The sequence below is a fragment of the Rhizobacter sp. P2_H3 genome, assembly GCF_056403355.1.
This window is the reverse complement of record NZ_JBFUFQ010000003.1, coordinates 1-16,629: the sequence shown is the minus strand read 5'-3', so window position 1 is coordinate 16,629 and position 16,629 is coordinate 1. Positions and strand designations below refer to the sequence as shown.

The 16,629-nt window shown below is 69.9% G+C and carries 15 protein-coding genes; 9 read left to right on the top strand and 6 right to left on the bottom strand.

The window, feature by feature from the left end; all coding sequences use genetic code 11:
* Nucleotides 1–18: 18 nt before the first annotated feature.
* The 4 genes from mrdA to AC1D1T_RS00895 all read left to right on the top strand — a co-directional run bounded on the left by mrdA (nt 19) and on the right by AC1D1T_RS00895 (nt 5,153).
* The gene (gene mrdA / locus AC1D1T_RS00910) at nt 19–2,127 is read left to right on the top strand and encodes a penicillin-binding protein 2 (protein ID WP_465110241.1); all 2,109 of its coding nucleotides are present in this window, start codon (nt 19–21) and stop codon (nt 2,125–2,127) included.
* Complete coding sequence (rodA, locus tag AC1D1T_RS00905; protein ID WP_047508472.1) at nt 2,124–3,278, top strand: rod shape-determining protein RodA; 1,155 nt, start codon at nt 2,124–2,126, stop codon at nt 3,276–3,278. Before mrdA ends, rodA begins: the two co-directional genes overlap by 4 nt.
* A gap of 67 nt (nt 3,279–3,345) precedes the next feature.
* Nucleotides 3,346–4,266: an NAD(P)-dependent oxidoreductase gene (locus tag AC1D1T_RS00900; RefSeq protein ID WP_477991241.1), complete on the top strand. Its 921-nt coding sequence runs from the start codon at nt 3,346–3,348 to the stop codon at nt 4,264–4,266.
* The gene (locus AC1D1T_RS00895; protein WP_477824572.1) at nt 4,263–5,153 is read left to right on the top strand and encodes an AraC family transcriptional regulator; all 891 of its coding nucleotides are present in this window, start codon (nt 4,263–4,265) and stop codon (nt 5,151–5,153) included. The genes AC1D1T_RS00900 and AC1D1T_RS00895 overlap by 4 nt, the downstream gene beginning before the upstream one ends.
* Nucleotides 5,154–5,170: 17 nt before the next feature.
* Here the strand turns inward: AC1D1T_RS00895 and AC1D1T_RS00890 are convergent, their stop codons facing one another.
* From AC1D1T_RS00890 to AC1D1T_RS00875, 4 genes are all read right to left on the bottom strand, one after another.
* A complete protein-coding gene (locus AC1D1T_RS00890; protein WP_477824571.1) occupies nt 5,171–6,565 on the bottom strand; it encodes an MATE family efflux transporter in 1,395 nt (464 codons plus the stop codon).
* Between the two features lie 65 nt (nt 6,566–6,630).
* Nucleotides 6,631–7,695: a patatin-like phospholipase family protein gene (locus tag AC1D1T_RS00885; RefSeq protein ID WP_477824570.1), complete on the bottom strand. Its 1,065-nt coding sequence runs from the start codon at nt 7,693–7,695 to the stop codon at nt 6,631–6,633.
* Nucleotides 7,696–7,726: 31 nt separating this feature from the next.
* On the bottom strand, nt 7,727–9,247 hold the full coding sequence (locus AC1D1T_RS00880) for a sensor histidine kinase (protein WP_477824594.1): 1,521 nt from the start codon (nt 9,245–9,247) through the stop codon (nt 7,727–7,729).
* Nucleotides 9,248–9,285: 38 nt separating this feature from the next.
* Nucleotides 9,286–9,957 (bottom strand): response regulator, encoded by a 672-nt coding sequence (locus AC1D1T_RS00875; protein WP_047508488.1) that lies wholly within the window; start codon nt 9,955–9,957, stop codon nt 9,286–9,288.
* 141 nt (nt 9,958–10,098) lie between these two features.
* On the opposite strand from AC1D1T_RS00875, the gene recA reads away from it, so the two are divergent.
* Together recA and recX are read left to right on the top strand one after the other, a co-directional pair.
* Nucleotides 10,099–11,217 carry a recombinase RecA gene (gene recA / locus AC1D1T_RS00870; RefSeq protein WP_477824568.1) on the top strand — a complete coding sequence of 373 codons (1,119 nt, stop codon included), beginning with the start codon at nt 10,099–10,101 and terminating at the stop codon, nt 11,215–11,217.
* A 32-nt stretch (nt 11,218–11,249) separates the two neighbouring features.
* Entirely contained in the window at nt 11,250–11,723 is a 474-nt protein-coding gene (gene recX, locus AC1D1T_RS00865) for a recombination regulator RecX (protein ID WP_052212636.1), read from the top strand.
* A gap of 47 nt (nt 11,724–11,770) precedes the next feature.
* Here recX and AC1D1T_RS00860 read toward each other — a convergent pair whose 3' ends face one another.
* On the bottom strand, nt 11,771–11,914 hold the full coding sequence (locus tag AC1D1T_RS00860) for a hypothetical protein (RefSeq protein WP_156151822.1): 144 nt from the start codon (nt 11,912–11,914) through the stop codon (nt 11,771–11,773).
* 88 nt (nt 11,915–12,002) lie between these two features.
* Here AC1D1T_RS00860 and sugE point away from each other — a divergent pair, with 88 nt between their 5' ends.
* The gene (sugE, locus tag AC1D1T_RS00855; protein ID WP_169667977.1) at nt 12,003–12,323 is read left to right on the top strand and encodes a quaternary ammonium compound efflux SMR transporter SugE; all 321 of its coding nucleotides are present in this window, start codon (nt 12,003–12,005) and stop codon (nt 12,321–12,323) included.
* 13 nt (nt 12,324–12,336) lie between these two features.
* On the opposite strand, the gene serA is transcribed toward sugE, so the two are convergent.
* Nucleotides 12,337–13,569: a phosphoglycerate dehydrogenase gene (serA, locus tag AC1D1T_RS00850; RefSeq protein WP_477824566.1), complete on the bottom strand. Its 1,233-nt coding sequence runs from the start codon at nt 13,567–13,569 to the stop codon at nt 12,337–12,339.
* 130 nt (nt 13,570–13,699) lie between these two features.
* Here serA and AC1D1T_RS00845 point away from each other — a divergent pair, with 130 nt between their 5' ends.
* Nucleotides 13,700–15,898, top strand: coding sequence for a helicase-related protein (locus AC1D1T_RS00845; protein WP_477824565.1), 2,199 nt, complete (start codon nt 13,700–13,702; stop codon nt 15,896–15,898).
* Nucleotides 15,899–15,971: 73 nt separating this feature from the next.
* Nucleotides 15,972–16,629: ProQ/FINO family protein (locus tag AC1D1T_RS00840; RefSeq protein ID WP_477991239.1), on the top strand; the 658-nt coding region annotated here is incomplete at its 3' end.

The window sequence follows — 16,629 nt, the reverse complement described above, 5'->3', positions numbered from 1 at the left end:
GGGGCTCCATCCTCTGACATGACAGAGTTGAAGAACGTCGAGCAGGAACTGGGGCGGTTTCGCACCCGGCTGGTCGCGGCCGCACTGTTCGTGCTGTTCGCGTTCGGGCTGCTGGTGTTCCGCCTCGTCGTGCTGCAGGTGATGCGCCACGACGAACTGGCGACGCAGGCCGAGAACAACCGCATCGCCGTCGTGCCGATCGTGCCGAACCGCGGGCTGATCGTCGACCGCAACGGCGTCGTGCTGGCCAACAACTACTCGGCCTACACGCTGGAGATCACCCCGACCAAGGTCGAGGATCTCGACGCCGTCATCGACCAGCTGTCGCAGGTGGTCGAAGTCCAGCCACGCGACCGCAAGCGCTTCAAGCGGCTGATGGAGGAAACCAAGAGCAGCTTCGAGTCGCTGCCGATCCGCACCAAGCTGACCGATGAGGAAGTGGCCCGCTTCACCGCGCAGCGCTTCCGCTTCCCCGGCGTCGACATCAAGGCCCGGCTGTTCCGCAACTACCCGCTCGGCGAGGTCGGCAGCCACCTGATCGGCTACATCGGCCGCATCAACCAGTCCGAGAAGGAGAAGATCGAGGAGTCGGAAGACGAATCGAACTACCGCGGCACCGAGTACATCGGCAAGCTCGGCATCGAGCAGGCCTACGAGGCGCAGCTGCACGGCGCAACCGGCTTCGAGGAGGTCGAGACCAGCGCCGGCGGGCGCGCGGTGCGCCAGCTCAAGAGCAACCCGGCGACCCCCGGCAACACGCTGGTGCTGTCGGTCGACATCCGGCTGCAGGCGCTGGTCGAGCAGCTGTTCGGCGACCGCCGCGGCGCGCTGGTGGCGATCGACCCGCGCAACGGCGAGGTGCTGGCCTTCGTCAGCAAGCCCAATTTCGACCCCAACCTGTTCGTCGACGGCATCGACGCCGAGAACTGGAAGGCGCTCAACGAGTCGGAGGACAAGCCGCTCTTGAACCGCGCGCTGCGCGGCGCCTACCCGCCCGGCTCCACCTACAAGCCGCTGATGGCGCTGGCCGCGCTGACGCTGGGCAAGCGCACGCCGCAGCAGTCGATCAGCGACCCGGGCTTCTTCTGGTTCGGCAACCACAAGTTCCGCGACGACAAGGAAGGCGGCCACGGCGTCGTCGACATGTACCGCTCGATCGTGCAGTCGTGCGACACCTACTACTACATCCTCGCCAACGACATGGGCGTCGATGCGATCCACGACTTCATGGCGCCGCTCGGGCTCGGCCAGATGACCGGCATCGACATGCAGGGCGAGTTGCGCGGCACGCTGCCGTCCACCGAGTGGAAGCGCACCAACTACAAGCGCAAGGAAATGCAGAAGTGGTACCCCGGCGAGACCATCTCGCTGGGCATCGGCCAGGGCTACAACACCTTCACGATGCTGCAGCTCGCGCAGGCCGAGGCGACGCTCGCGGCCGGCGGCAAGCGCTTCAAGCCGCACCTGGTGCGCGCGATCGAGAACGTCGAGACGCGCAGCCAGCAGACGCTGTCGGGCGACCGGCTGGAGCCGCTCGCCTGGAGCCCCGACCATGTCGCGGTGATCCACCAGGCGCTGTACGGCGTCACGCAGGAGGGCACGGCGGCACGCGCGTTCCAGGGCGCTCAGTACCGCTCCGGCGGCAAGACGGGCACGGCGCAGGTCATCCAGATCAAGCAGAACGAGAAGTACGACGCCAGCAAGCTCGACGAGCGGCACCGCGACCATGCGCTGTACACCGCGTTCGCCCCGCTCGAGGAACCGCACATCGCGATCGCGCTGGTGGTCGAGAACGCCGGCTTCGGCGCCGGCGCCGCGGCGCCGATCGCGCGCCGGGTGTTCGACTTCGCGCTCGAAGGCCAGTACCCGAGCGAGGAGGACATCCTCGCGACGCGCGGCGGCCAGACCTACGCGCCGATCGGCAAGCCGCGGCCGGCCACGAGCGTGCCGCTGCAGGGCGTGTCGATCAACAACATCGCGGCGGCCGCCACCGGCGTGCCGCCGGCGCTGGTGGTGCCGGTGGCCGCGTCGGCACCCTCGCTGCTGATCGCGGCGCCTGCGTCCGCCGTGGCGGCCGCAGCTTCCGCCCCTGCCTCATCCGCCCGGGCGACGCGCCGCGCACCATGAGCATCGTCTTCGAGAAACCGTCGTACTGGCAGCGGCTGAAGCCCGTCTTCACCGGCTTCGACGCGCCGCTCGTGATCGGCGTGCTGCTGCTCGGCGCGGCCGGGCTGGTCACGATGTATTCGGCCGGCTTCGACAACGGCTCGCGCTTCGCCGACCACGGCCGCAACATGATCCTCGCGCTGATCATCCTGTTCGTCGTCGCGCAGGTGCCACCGCAGCGGCTGATGCAGCTGGCGGTGCCGCTCTACACGGTGGGCGTGATGCTGCTGATCGCCACCGCGGTGATCGGCGTCACGAAGAAGGGGGCGACGCGCTGGCTGAACGTCGGCATCGTGATCCAGCCGAGCGAGATCATGAAGATCGCGATGCCGCTGATGCTCGCCTGGTGGTTCCAGCGCCGCGAGGGCCAGCTGCGCGTGCTCGACTTCGTCGTCGCGCTCGGGCTGCTGGCGGCGCCGGTCGGCATGATCGTCAAGCAGCCCGACCTGGGCACCGCGATCCTGGTGCTGTCGGCCGGGCTGTACGTGATCTTCTTCGCCGGGCTGTCGTGGAAGCTGATCATCCCGGTGCTGGTGATCGGCGGCGCGGCGATCACCGCGGTGGTGGTGTCGGAAGACCGCATCTGCCAGCCCGAGGTGGTGTGGCCGATGATGCACGACTACCAGAAGAACCGCGTCTGCACGCTGCTCGACCCGACCACCGACCCGCTCGGCAAGGGCTTCCACATCATCCAGGGGATGATCGCGATCGGCTCCGGCGGCGTCGAAGGCAAGGGCTTCATGAAGGGCACGCAGACGCACCTCGAGTTCATCCCGGAGCGCACCACCGACTTCATCTTCGCCGCCTTCTCCGAGGAGTTCGGGCTGGTCGGCTGTGTGTCGCTGATCCTCGGCTTCCTGTTCCTGATCTTCCGCGGGCTGATCATCGCGGCCGATGCGCCGACGGTGTTCACGCGGCTGCTGGCCGGCGCGATCACGCTGAGCTGGTTCACCTACGCGTTCGTCAACATGGGCATGGTCAGCGGCATCCTGCCGGTGGTGGGCGTGCCGCTGCCGTTCATCAGCTACGGCGGCACCGCGATGCTGACGCTCGGGCTCGGGCTGGGCATCCTGATGTCGATCTCGAAGAGCCGGCGGATGATGCAGCGCTGAGACGGCGTTGGAGGCGTCTGCAGGCGCTAAGCTGTGCGCCTCGCCGACACCCCCACGGACGACTTCCATGAGCCTGCAACACCCCGCAGACGCAGTCGGAGCTTCTTCTTCAGCCACTTCCCGCGTCGGCATCGTCGGCGTCGGCAACATGGGCGGCGCGATGGCGGCCCGGCTGCTGTCGCTCGGCTGGCCGGTCGCGGTGCACGACATCGACGACCGCTGCGAGGCGCTGGCGGTGGGCTTCGGCGCGATGGCCTGCGCGACGCCGTCCGGCGTGGCGGCCTCGTGCGAAGTCCTGATCGTCGCCGTCGTCGATGCGGTGCAGACCGAGGCGGTGCTGTTCGGCGCCCACGGCGCGGCGCGCGGCCTGGCCCGCGGCAGCACCGTGCTGCTGTGCCCCACCATCTCGCCGGCCGATGTCGAGCGCTTCGCCGCCGGGCTGCACCGGCAGGGCATCGCCTGCATCGACGCGCCGATGTCCGGCGGCCCCGACCGCGCCCGCGACGGCAGCATGAGCCTGATGCTGGCCGGGCCCGGCGACGCGATCGAACGGCTCGGCGGGCTGCTCGGCGCACTGTCGTCGCGCGTGTTCCGCATCAGCGAGCGGCCGGGCGACGGCGCGCGCACCAAGCTCGTCAACAACCTGCTGGCCGGCATCAACCTGGCCGGCGCGGCCGAGGCGATGGCGCTGGCCGAGCGCATGGGGCTGGACGTGGGGCGCACGCTCGACGTGGTCGAGCAGTCGAGCGGCCAGAGCTGGATCGGCAGCGACCGGCTGCACCGCGCGCTGCGCGGCGACTACCTGCCGCGGGCGCACACCCGATTGCTGAACAAGGACACGCACCTCGCACTCGGCGTGGCGCGCCAGGCCGGCGCGGCCACCGCGCTCGGCGAGGCGGCGGCCGCGCTGTTCGCGCGGGCCTGCGAGCGCGGCTTCGCCGGGCTGGACGACGCCAGCGTGTTCGAACTGCTGCGGCAAGYCCGTTGACCAACCGACGCCAGCCTTCGCCTGATGCGCCCGAGGCGCACCTGCGGCGCATGAACCGCGTGCTCGACCACATCGATGCGCACCTGGCCGACGACCTGCGGCTGGAGACGCTCGCCGACGTGGCGGCGTTCTCGCCGTTCCACTTCCACCGCGTGTTCCGCGCCTGGACCGGCGAGACGCTGCTCGACTTCGTGCGCCGGCGCCGGCTCGAGGCCGCCGGCGGGCGCCTGCGGCATGCGCCGCGCGACAGCATCACGGCCATCGCGTTCGCGGTCGGCTTCGAATCGGGCGAGGCCTTCTCGCGCGCGTTCAAGCGGCATTTCGGCATGACGCCGACCGCCTGGCGGCGCGGCGGGCAGCTGCTGTGGGAGCGGCGCCAGCGCATGGTGCGCACACGGCCCGAGCCGCCCGCCTCCCACTACCCGGTGGTGCTGAAACAGCTGCCCGAGCGCGAGGTGCTGTACTGGCGCGTGCAGGGCCGCTACGACACGATGGTGTCGCAGGCCTGGACCGCGTTCGCGCCGCGCATCGTGGCGCTGGGCCTGGCCGGGCAGCTGCGGTTGGGCATGGGGCTGGACGACCCGGACATCGCGCCGGTGTCGCGCTGCCGCTTCGATGCCTGCGTGGTGCTGCCGCCGAACTGGCACGAGCCGATCAGCGGGCCGGTGTCGCGCAAGCGGGTGGCCGGCGGGCTGCATGCGTGCCTGGGCTACGACGGCCCCGGCCCGCTGATGCAGCATGCCTGGCGGCAGTTGCTCAACGACTGGCTGCCGACTTCGGGGCTGCTGGTCGGCGACACGCCGTTCTTCGAGGTCTATCCGGTGGAGCAGCTTCTGCCCGCCCAGGGGCCCGTCATCTGCGAGCTGTGCATGCCCGTCGCACGTTGACCCCTCGGCCCGGCCCTTCAGGCAGCCGCCAGACCGTGGCGCTGTCGCACGACGCGCCGGTGCGTCGCGCGTGCCGACGGCACCCAGCCGTGCCGGTACCAGCGCGCCGCCATCGTCAGGCCGCGCAGCCACTCGTCGGCCGCGTACGCGATCCACACGCCGACCAGCCCGAGCCCGAAGTACACGCCCAGCAGCCAGGCGCCGCCGGCCATCACGAACACCATGGAAGCCGCGCCGGCCATCACCGGGAACTTCGCGTCGCCGGTCGCGCGCAGCGCGTTGATCACGACCAGGTTGAAGGTGCGCCCCGGCTCCAGCAGCACCGTGATCCACAGCAGCGTCGTCGCCGCCTGGATGATGTGCGGGTCGTGGGTGAAGAGCTGCATCGTCCAGCGCGCCGTCAGCGCGCCGACCAGCGCGAGGCTGGTCGACACCACCAGCCCCCAGCGCAGGCTCTTGCGCACCAGCCGGTGCGCGGCATGCAGCTGGCCGGCACCGATCAGGTGGCCGACCAGGATCTCGCTGGCGAAGCCGATCGCGAGGCCGAACACCAGGATGAAGTACATGATCTGCATCGTGTAGCTGTGCGTCGCGAGCTCGGCCGCGCCCATGCGCGCCACCAGCGCGATCGTCACCAGCAGCGCGAGCCGGTAGGCGACGTTCTCGGCCGCGCCCGGCAGGCCGATGTGCAGCACCGGACCGAGCCGGCGCCAGCGCATCACCCACCAGTCGCGCGCGGTCGGCACCAGGTCGAGCCGGCGCTGCCACAGCCACAGGTGGAAGGCGATGCCGAACGCGCGGCTCAGCGCCATCGCGAGCGCGAAGCCCGGCAGCCCGAGCCCCGGCACCGGCCCGAAGCCGGTCATCAGCGGCGTGCAGATCAGCAGGTGCAGGCTGTGCATCGCGAGCATGTTCATCAGCGTGTCGCGCGCATGCAGGTGCGCCCGCATCACCGACGACATGCTGGCATTGAACGCATCCAGCACCAGCGCGACGGCCAGCACGCGCAGGTAGGGGCCGGCGATCGGCAGCACGTCGGCCGGCGCGTTCAGCAGGTCGAGCAGCGGGTTCGCGCAGGTCGCCACCACCAGCCCGGCGCCCAGGCCCAGCCAGGTGCTCGCGCCGAGCGAGGCGCGCGCGGTCTCGTCGGCACCGAGCCGGTTGCCCGCGCCCAGGTTCTGCGTGATCACCACGCTGACGCCCATGCTGATGATGCGGAACAGCAGGAAGAACGAGGCCTGCACGTTGTTCGCGAGCGCGAAGGCGCCGGACGCGGTGTCCGATTGGCGCGACGCCAGCCACAGCCCCGTCAGGCCGACCAGCAGCCCGAGCACCAGCTCGGCCAGCAGCGGCCAGGTGAGCGCGACCAGGCTCGGGCGGGGCAGGGGAGCATCGTGCGTGGAGGCGGACATGGAGCGATCGGCGCGAAACCGCAATGATCGCCGCAATCGGTTGCGGCGACTGTCCGATCTTGCTCTCAGGCTCGCTTGTGCTTCTTCGGCCCGTGCAGGAACTCGCGGTCGACGTCGAGCGTCGACTTGATGCCGATGTCGGCCCGGTGCTTCTTCAGCCAGTTCGTCGCCGCCGCGCGCCCGAGCGCGAACAGGTCCTCGAGGAACGCCCGGTCGGTGTTGAACTTGCTGTTCGCGCCATAGGGCCCGAGCCCGTCGTCGTCGGCCACCATGTGCAGCCGCAGGTCCTTGTAGCGCCCCGGGTCCAGCTTGCCCTCGCGCACCAGCCGCGAGACGAACGAGATCGCGCGCATCTCCGACATCAGGCTCGCGTTGAACGTGATCTCGCTGAGCCGGTCCATGATCTCCTCGCTGCGCGTCGGCGTGCCTTCGCGCACCAGCGGGTTGATGCGCACCAGCAGGATGTCGAGCGCCGCCGTCTGGTAGATCAGCGGGTAGATCGCCGGGTTGCCGGTGTAGCCGCCGTCCCAGTAGGGCTCGCCGTCGATCTGCACCGCCTGGAACAGGAACGGCAGGCAGGCCGATGCGAGCAGCACGTCGACCGTGATGTCGCGGCCGGTGAACACCCGCGCCTGGCCGGTCGTCACGCTGGTGGCGGTGATGAACAGCCGCAGCCCGCTCGCATGCACCGCGTCCTCGTCGACATGGCGGCGCAGCACGTCGCGCAGCGGGTTCAGGTTCAGCGGGTTGAATTCATACGGGCTGAACGAGCGGAAGAACGAGCTCATCCACTGGTAGCCGGGCAGCTTGTCGAGCTTGAAGTTGTCGTTCAGCGTGTGCGCCTGGCCGGCCGAGAACGGCGAGAAGATCGAGCCGGAGCGGCTCACGTCGCGCCAGAACTCGGTGAGCGCCTCGCGCGCGCCCTCGCGGCCGCCCTTGCGGAAGCCGCTCGCCATCACCGCGGCGTTCAGCGCGCCGGCGCTGGTGCCCGAGACGCCGCTGAAGTGCAGCCCGTCGTCCTCGAGCAGCCGGTCGAGCACGCCCCAGGTGAACGCGCCGTGCGAGCCGCCGCCCTGCAGCGCCAGGTCGAGGCCGAGCGAAGCGGGAGCGTGTGTTTCATGGACTGCCATCGGGAGGTACCTCGGGTTAACCCGGGGCAGTCTAAGTCGGATGGGATGGGCCCGTGTTTCCGCCGGTGTTTCCGTCGGTCACCGTGCCGGTGCCCACCGGGAACTGCACCGGAAAACGCACCGTGAAGCGCGCCCCCGGTCCGAACGCCACGCCGCCCTGGTCGCTCAAGCCCGGGCGGTGCCGCAGGTTGGCGTCTTCCAGCGTGATCTCGGCATCGTGCTGCTGCGCGATCTCGCGCACGATCGCGAGGCCCAGGCCGGAGCCGTCGACATTGGTGCCGAGCGAGCGGTAGAACGGCTGGAACACCTTGTCGCGCTCGGCCGCCGGGATGCCGGGGCCGGAATCCTCCACCTGCACCACCACCACCTGGCCGAACGGGTCGTCGACCACCCGCACCGTGACCGTGCCGCCTTCGGGCGTGTACTGCAGCGCGTTGTCGACCAGGTTGCGGATCAGTTCGCGCAGCAGCACCGGCTGGCCGGAGATCGACAGGCCGGCCGGCCCCTTGGCCGCCACGCTGTCCGCGCCCTCGTAGCCCAGGTCGATGCGCTTCTCCAGCGCACGCGGCACGAAATCGCGCACCGTCTCGGCCGCGAGCCGCGCCAGGTTGACCGGCTGGCGCTGCAGCGCCTGCGAGGCGTCCTCGGCACGCGCCATCGCCAGCAGCTGGTTGACCATGCGCGCCGCGCGCTGGCTGGCGCGGGCGATCTGCTGCAGCGACTTCTTCAGCGCCTGCGGATCGCGCTCGCCGGCGTCGATCTCGCGCTGCGCCAGCTCGGCCTGCGTGCGCAGCCCGGCCAGCGGCGTCTTCAGCTGGTGCGCCGCGTCGGCCAGGAAATGCTTCTGCGTGCCGATGCTGCGGTCGAGCCGGGTCAGCAGGTCGTTGATGGCGCGCACCAGCGGCGACACCTCCTCGGGCGCATCGCGCTCGTCGATCGGGCTCAGGTCGTGGCTCTCGCGGCGGCGGATGCGCTGCTGCAGCTCGTTCAGCGGTGCGATGCCGCGCGCGAGCGCCAGCCACACCAGCAGCACCGCGAGCGGCAGGATCACGAACTGCGGCAGCATCACGCCCTTGATGATCTCGGTGGCCAGGCGCGAGCGCTTGCCCAGCGTCTCGGCCACCTGCACGATCGGCGGCTCGATGCCGCCCGCCGTGCCGCCCGGCAGGCCGATGCGCACATAGGCGATGCGCACCGGCTCGCGGTTGATCTCGTCGTCGCGGAAGCGCACCACGCCGGCGGCGGCACGCTCCTCGTCGTTGGGCATCGGCAGGGCACGATCGCCGCTCAGGTACTGGCCGTCGAGGCCGAGCACCTGGTAATACAGCGTGTCGGTCTCGTCGGTGTGCAGCAGCTCGGCAGCGCTCGCCGGCAGCGCGAAGCTGGCCGACGGCAGCGTGCCGCCGCCGGCATCCTGCACCGTGACCTGCTGCGACAGCACGCGGGCCATCTCGCCGAGCTGGCGGTCGAACGGCTTGTTGGCGATGCCCTGCGCGACCAGCCAGGTCAGCACGACGCTCATCGGCCACAGCAGCAGCAGCGGCGCGAGCATCCAGTCGAGGATCTCGCCGAACAGGGACCGTTGCTCTTTCAAGCCGCGATCTTCTCCAGGCAGTAGCCGAGACCGCGCACGGTGGCGATGCGCACCGGGCCCTGCTCGATCTTCTTGCGCAGCCGGTGGATGTAGACCTCGATCGCGTTGTTGCTGACCTCCTCGCCCCATTCGCACAGCCGCTCGACCAGCTGGTCCTTGCTGACCAGCCGGCCGGCGCGCTGCAGCAGCACCTCGAGCAGGCTCAGCTCGCGCGCCGACAGCTCGACCATCTGGTCGTTCAGGTAGGCGACGCGGCCGGTCGCGTCGAAGGTCAGCGGGCCGTGGCGGATCACGCTCGACGCGGTGCCCAGGCCGCGCCGCGTCAGCGCGCGCACGCGGGCCTCGAGTTCCTGCAGCGAGAACGGCTTGGCCATGTAGTCGTCGGCCCCGAGGTCGAGCCCCTGCACGCGCTGCTCGACGCTGTCGGCCGCGGTCAGGATCAGCACCGGCACCGCCGAGCCGCGGGCGCGCAGCTTGCGCAGCACCTCCAGGCCGTGCAGCTTCGGCAGGCCGAGGTCGAGGATCAGCAGGTCGAATTCATGGGCCGACAAGGCCGCATCGGCCTCGGTGCCGCTCGCGACATGGTCGACCGCATAGCCGCCGTTGCGCAGCGAGCGCAGCAGCCCGTCGGCCAACACCTGGTCGTCTTCGGCGATCAACACGCGCATGGCTGCCTCCTGTGCGGCTCGAGACCCGGCCGCTGCGGGATTGTAGGGAGTGGCCCGGCAGGGATCGGAGATCGGCGTCAGAAAAGACTGTACAAACATCCAGCCTTTGCCATAATCCGCGCAACTCTAGGAGATCGCCCCATGGATGCCCCCGTCAAAGCCGCCACCCTCAACACCGAAAAGGCCAAGGCCCTGCAAGCTGCGCTGGCGCAGATCGAAAAGCAGTTCGGCAAGGGCTCGATCATGCGGCTCGGCGAAGGCGAGGTGATCGAAGACATCGAGGTCGTCTCCACCGGTTCGCTCGGCCTCGATGCCGCGCTGGGCGTCGGCGGCCTGCCGCGCGGCCGGGTGGTCGAGATCTACGGCCCGGAATCGTCGGGCAAGACCACGCTGACGCTGCAGGTCATTTCTGAAATGCAGAAGCTCGGCGGCACCTGCGCCTTCATCGACGCCGAGCACGCGCTCGACACCGCCTACGCGCAGAAGCTGGGCGTCAACCTGCAGGAGCTGCTGATCAGCCAGCCCGACACCGGCGAGCAGGCGCTCGAGATCGTCGACGCGCTGGTGCGCTCCGGCTCGGTCGACCTGGTGGTGATCGACTCGGTCGCGGCGCTCACGCCGAAGGCCGAAATCGAAGGCGAGATGGGCGATTCGCTGCCCGGCCTGCAGGCCCGCCTGATGAGCCAGGCGCTGCGCAAGCTCACCGGCACCATCAAGAAGACCAACACGATGGTCATCTTCATCAACCAGATCCGCATGAAGATCGGCGTGATGTTCGGCAGCCCCGAAACCACCACCGGCGGCAATGCGCTGAAGTTCTACGCCTCGGTGCGGCTCGACATCCGCCGCATCGGCAGCATCAAGAAGGGCGAAGAGGTCATCGGCAACGAGACCAAGGTCAAGGTCGTCAAGAACAAGGTGTCGCCGCCGTTCAAGACCGCCGAGTTCGACATCCTCTACGGCCAGGGCATCAGCCGCGAAGGCGAGGTGATCGACATGGGCGTCGAGGCCAAGGTGCTCGAGAAGTCCGGTGCCTGGTACGCCTACAACGGCGAGAAGATCGGCCAGGGCAAGGACAACGCCCGCGAGTTCCTGCGCGAGAACCCCGACCTCTCGGTCGCGATCGAGAACAAGGTGCGCGAGGCGATGGGCATTCCGCTGCTGCCGACCGCTGGGGGTGCCACGCAGGCGGCTGCCGCCGATGAAGCCAAGCCGGCCAAGAAGGCGCCCAAGGAGCCGAAGGAAGCCCGCAGCGAGTAAGTCGGCGAACAAGTTCGGCAGGCGGGTTGGCGATGCGGCAGCGGCTCTCGCTGCGCGGGCGCGGCGTGCAGTTGCTGTCGCAGCGCGAGCACAGCCGGCAGGAACTGCGGCGCAAGCTGCTGCAGCACCTGCGTGCCGACGATGCGCCGCTGCCGGACGATGCCGACCAGCAGGTCGATGACGTGCTGGCCTGGCTGCAGGACAAGGGCTACTTCAGCGAGCAGCGCTTCGTCGAGAGCCGGGTGCATGTGCGCGAATCGCGCTACGGCAACCTGCGCATCCGCCAGGAGCTGGCGCAGCACGGCGTCACGCTGGACGCCGACCAGGCGCAGCGCCTGAAAGAAACCGAGCTGGCACGTGCCCACGAGGTGTGGGTGCGCAAGTTCGGAGCCGCGGCCATCGATCCGGCCGGCCGCGCGAAGCAGCAGCGGTTTCTCGCAAGCCGGGGTTTCTCGGCCGAGGTGATCCGCCGCGTGGTGAAGGGCGACGTGGACGAAGCCGCCTAGGGTCTGTTGGCACGGCCGTCGTCGCCCCCACGCCGTTCAGAACGCGATCAGGCGGCTGCCTTCTTGCCGGCCGGCTTCGCGGTGGCTGCCGCTTGCACGACGGCCTCACGCGCCAGCCGCGCCTGTTTCTTCGCGTCCTTCGCACGCTTTTGCTTCACACGGCGGATTCCGCGGTCCTTGTCGGCGCTCATGCCAATCTCCAATGGGTTGAAAGAGCCGAGGTTTTACCACCTCCGGGCTGATACAACCGGGGACTTCCCCACTGACGAGGACTTCGCGATGAACTGGGTGATCCTGGTGGCCGCCGGCCTGTTCGAGATCGGCTGGGCGATCGGCCTGAAGTACACCGATGGCTTCACACGCCTGTGGCCGAGCGTCGGCACCGTGGCGGCGATGGTCATCAGCGTGTGCCTGCTCGGCTACGCGATGAAGTCGCTGCCGGTCGGCACGGCCTACGCGGTGTGGGTCGGCGTCGGCGCGGTCGGCACCGCGATCCTCGGCATCGTGCTGTTCGGCGAGCCGGCGTCCACCGCGCGGCTGGCGAGCCTCGCGCTGATCGTGGCCGGCATCGTCGGGCTGAAGCTCGCGAGCCCGGCGTGAGCCCGGGCTCAGCTCAATACAGCAACCGGCACCGGATCGTGTCCGGCAGCGACGCCAGGTCGGCCAGCGCCGCCTCCGGCGCCGCGGTGTCGACGTCGATCACGACATAGCCCACCTCGTCGCGCGTGCTCAGGTACTGCGCCGCGACGTTGATGCCGGCCTTCGACAGCCGCTCGTTCACGCGCGCGATCACGCCCGGCACGTTGCGGTGGATGTGCAGCAACCGGCTGCGCCCGGTGTGCTCGGGAAGCGCCACCTCGGGGAAATTGACCGCCGAGGTCGTCGACCCGTTGTTGCTGTAGCGCACCAGCTTCGCGGCCACTTCCTTGCCGATGTTGGCCTGCGCCTCCAGCGTCGAGCCGCCGATGTGCGGCGTCAGGATCACATTGTCCATGCCGACCAGCGGCGATTCGAAGCGTGCATCGTTGCCCTGCGGCTCCTCGGGGAACACATCGATCGCCGCGCCGAGCAGGTGGCCGTCCTTCAGCGCCTCGGCCAGCGCATCGATGTCGACCACCGTGCCGCGCGAGGCATTGATCAGGTGCGCCCCGCGCTTCATCGCGCGGATCTGCGCGCGCCCGATCAGGCCCTTGGTCGACGGCAGCTCCGGCAGGTGCAGCGTGACCACGTCGGAGGCGGCGAGCACCTCGTCGAGGCTGTCCATCGCACGTGCATTGCCGAGCGGCAGCTTGGCCTCGATGTCGTGGAACACGACGGCCATGCCGAGCTGCTCGGCCAGCACGCCGATCTGCGTGCCGATGTGGCCGTAGCCGACGATGCCCAGCGTCTTGCCGCGCACCTCGAACGAGTTCTCGGCGCTCTTGGTCCAGCCGTTGCGGTGCAGGATCGCGTTCTTCGCCGGGATGCCGCGCATCAGCATGATGACCTCGGCCAGCACCAGCTCGGCCACGCTGCGGGTGTTCGAGAACGGCGCGTTGAAGACCGGCACGCCCAGGTCCATCGCGGCGCGCAGGTCGACCTGGTTGGTGCCGATGCAGAAGCAGCCGACCGCGGCGAGCTTGGGTGCGGCCTTCAGCACCTCGGCCGTCAGCTGGGTGCGCGAGCGGATGCCGAGGAAGTGCGCATCGGCGATCGCATCGTGCAACGCGGCGCCCGCGAGCGCCTTCGCGTGCGTGGCGACCTGCGAGTAGCCGTCGCGCCGCAGCACGTCCACCGCCGAGGCATGGATGCCTTCGAGCAGCACGAACTTGAGCTTGTCCTTCGGGACCGAGAGTCTGTGATTCATCGCCGGATTGTTGAACAGCGGCATCGGCCCCGTCCGGCGCAAGGGCATGCCGGCACGAACCGGTTAGAGTCCCAGGGCTGTCCCTGCTGTATCCCTGCTGTATTTCCTGTCCGTGAGTGCCTCCCCCACCGTGAATCTCCCCAACCCGCGCCATGCGGCGCGCGTGCCTGCGCACGTCTCGCCCGAGCAGCTCGCTCGCATCCGCCAGGCCGCCTATGCGCTGCCGCAGGTGGTCAAGCCTGCCGACTATTTCGACGAGCACGCCTCGGGGCTCGACGAGCGCCTCGACAAGCTCGGCCTCGTGCTGCTGCAGAAGGCAGTGGCCGGCGCCCGGCCGAGCCGCTGGATCGCGCCCGACGTGATGGACTCGGCGCTGCAGCACCTCGATGCGGTCGGCAACGGCCCCGAGGTGCGCACCGTGATGCTGGACCGCACGGCCGCGCTCGATGCGCTGGGCATCGTGCGCGAGGCTGGCCGCTGGACGCGCCTGATCAGCCAGCCGCTGCAGCTGGCCGGCGTGAACTGGCGCGTGCCGGTGATGTTCCGCATCCCGATCGCTTCCGAGCCGGTGTGGGCGTTCTTCCGCGAGGGCGACAAGGCGGCGCTGCTGGCCGCGCTCGGGCCGATCGAAGCCTGGCCACACGCCGGCGAGGTGCAGGCCGCGCTCGAGGCGCTGGTGCAGCGCAGCCGCGCCCACAACCCGCGCCACCTCGACATGCTGCTGCCGCGCCTGCTCGCCGAATGCGCCACCCCGCAGCCGGTGGCCGACCTGCGCGCCGCCTGCGTGCGGGCGCAGGAGCGCTGGGAGCACCAGGTGTCCGAACTCGACACGCTGGCCGGGCTGAACAGCGAGCTGGCGTTCCAGGGCTACCCCGACACCTTCGTGAAGGCGCGCCGCCTGCAGCGCAACGTGACGCTCTACGTCGGCCCGCCCAACAGCGGCAAGACCTACGCCGCGTTCGAGCAGCTGGCGCAGGCGACGGACGGCGCGTACCTGGCCCCGCTGCGCCTGCTGGCGCTCGAAGGCCGCGACCGGCTGGTCGGCCGCGGCGTGGCCTGCTCGCTGCTCACCGGTGAAGAGAACGTGCCGGCCGAGGGCTCCGGGCTGGTGTCGAGCACCATCGAGATGGTCAACACCAACAAGGTGGTCGACGTCGCGGTGATCGACGAAGCCCAGATGATCTTCGACCCGTACCGCGGCTGGGCGTGGACGCAGGCGATCGTCGCGGTACCGGCCAGCGAGGTGATCATCATCTGCTCGGCCTACGCGGTGCCGGCGATCGAGAACCTGCTGGGCCTGTGCGGCGAGCGCTGCAGCGTGCGGCATTTCGAGCGCAAGCAGCATGTGCAGCTGCTCGAGGCACCGGTGCCGATCGGCGCGCTGACGAAGGGTGACGCGGTGGTGGCGTTCAGCCGGCGCGACGTGCTGACGCTGCGCGACCAGATCGCCGCCGGCGGCCACCCGGTGTCGGTGATCTACGGCGCGCTGCCGCCCGAGGTGCGCCGGCGCGAGGCCGAGCGCTTCGCGCTGGGCGAATCGCATGTGCTGGTCGCCACCGACGCGATCGGCATGGGGCTGAACCTGCCGATCCGGCGCGTGCTGTTCAGCACGATGAGCAAGTTCGACGGCCAGGGAGACCGGCCGCTCGACGAATCCGAGGTGCACCAGATCGGCGGCCGCGCCGGCCGTTTCGGCATGCATGAAGAGGGCTTCGTCGGCGTGCTGAAAGAGGCCGAGCCGCAGGCCTTGCGCATGCTGAAGGAGCGCCTGCCGCGCACGCCGCGCGCGCCGCGCGACTTCAAGGCACCGGTGGCGCCGAACGGCTGGCATGTCGACACCATCGCCTCGCGCCTGCGCAAGACGCAGCTGCGCGAGGTGCTGGGCGTCTTCATGGACCAGCTGAAGCTCGACGACGCGCACTTCGCGGTGGCCGAGCTGGAGCAGATGCTGGAGCTGGCCGAGCAGCTCGACCGCAGTGCCGCCAAGCTCACGCTGAAGGAGCGCTTCATCTATGCGCAGGCGCCGGTGGACACGCGCACCGTCTCGCAGGTACAGGAGTTCCTCGACTGGAGCAGCAGCCATGCGCTGACCGGCCGCGCCGGCTCGCCGTGGTTCCTGCAGGACGTGGACGGCCACAGCCGGCTCGACCGCATGGAGCAGGCGCTGCGCTCGTGCACGCTGTGGCTGTGGCTGGACCTGCGCTTCCCCGGTGTCTACGGCAAGGTCGACGAGGTGACCGCGCTGCGCAGCCAGCTGAACGACGGCATCGAGCGCCAGCTGAAGGGCAAGCGGCCGCTCGCGCAGGTGCGCCACCGCACGCGGCGCTGAGCGTTCGCACCCTGACACACCGACTTTGCCGCGCAGCGGCACAATCCCCTCCTTTCCTGCTTGTCGCTTCCCCATGAGTTCAACGCCTCCTTCACCGGCCACGCCCGCCACCGAACTGCCTGTCGACGAGACGCCGGTCGAGTCGGCCCCTGCAGCGACGACCGAGGCTGCGGCCGATGGGGCCGCCGACGCCTCCTCGAAGGCGCCTGCCAAGGCGCCGGGCATGAGCCCCGCGGCCTGCGCGCAGGAGCTGCGCCAGCGCTTCCCGGCGCTGTTCGACGGCCCGCCGAAGCCGCTGAAGCTGCGCACCCACGTCGACATCGAGGCGCGCGCGCCGGGCGTGTTCAGCAAGCAGGTGCTGACGGCGTTCTTCCGCCGCTACACCGGCAGCACCTCGTACCTGCTGTCGGTGGCCCGCGGCCGCCAGCGCTTCGACCTGGACGGCAAACCCGGCGGCGAGATCAGCGACGAGCACCGCCAGATCGCGGTCGACGAGCTGACGCGGCGCGGTGTCAGCCTGCAGTCGCGCCGCGAGCTCGAAGACCAGCAGCGCCGCAACCGGGCCGGGCTGCTGTTCGACTACGAACGCACGACACTGACGCGCGCGAACTTCTGCGTGCTGAAGCAGGTGGCCGAGGAAGAACTCGATGGCCTGCTCGAGATCGCCCGCGCCGAAGCGGCGCAGCAGGCCCAGCAGCAGCCACGGCGCCCGTCGCCCGATGCGCGCACGC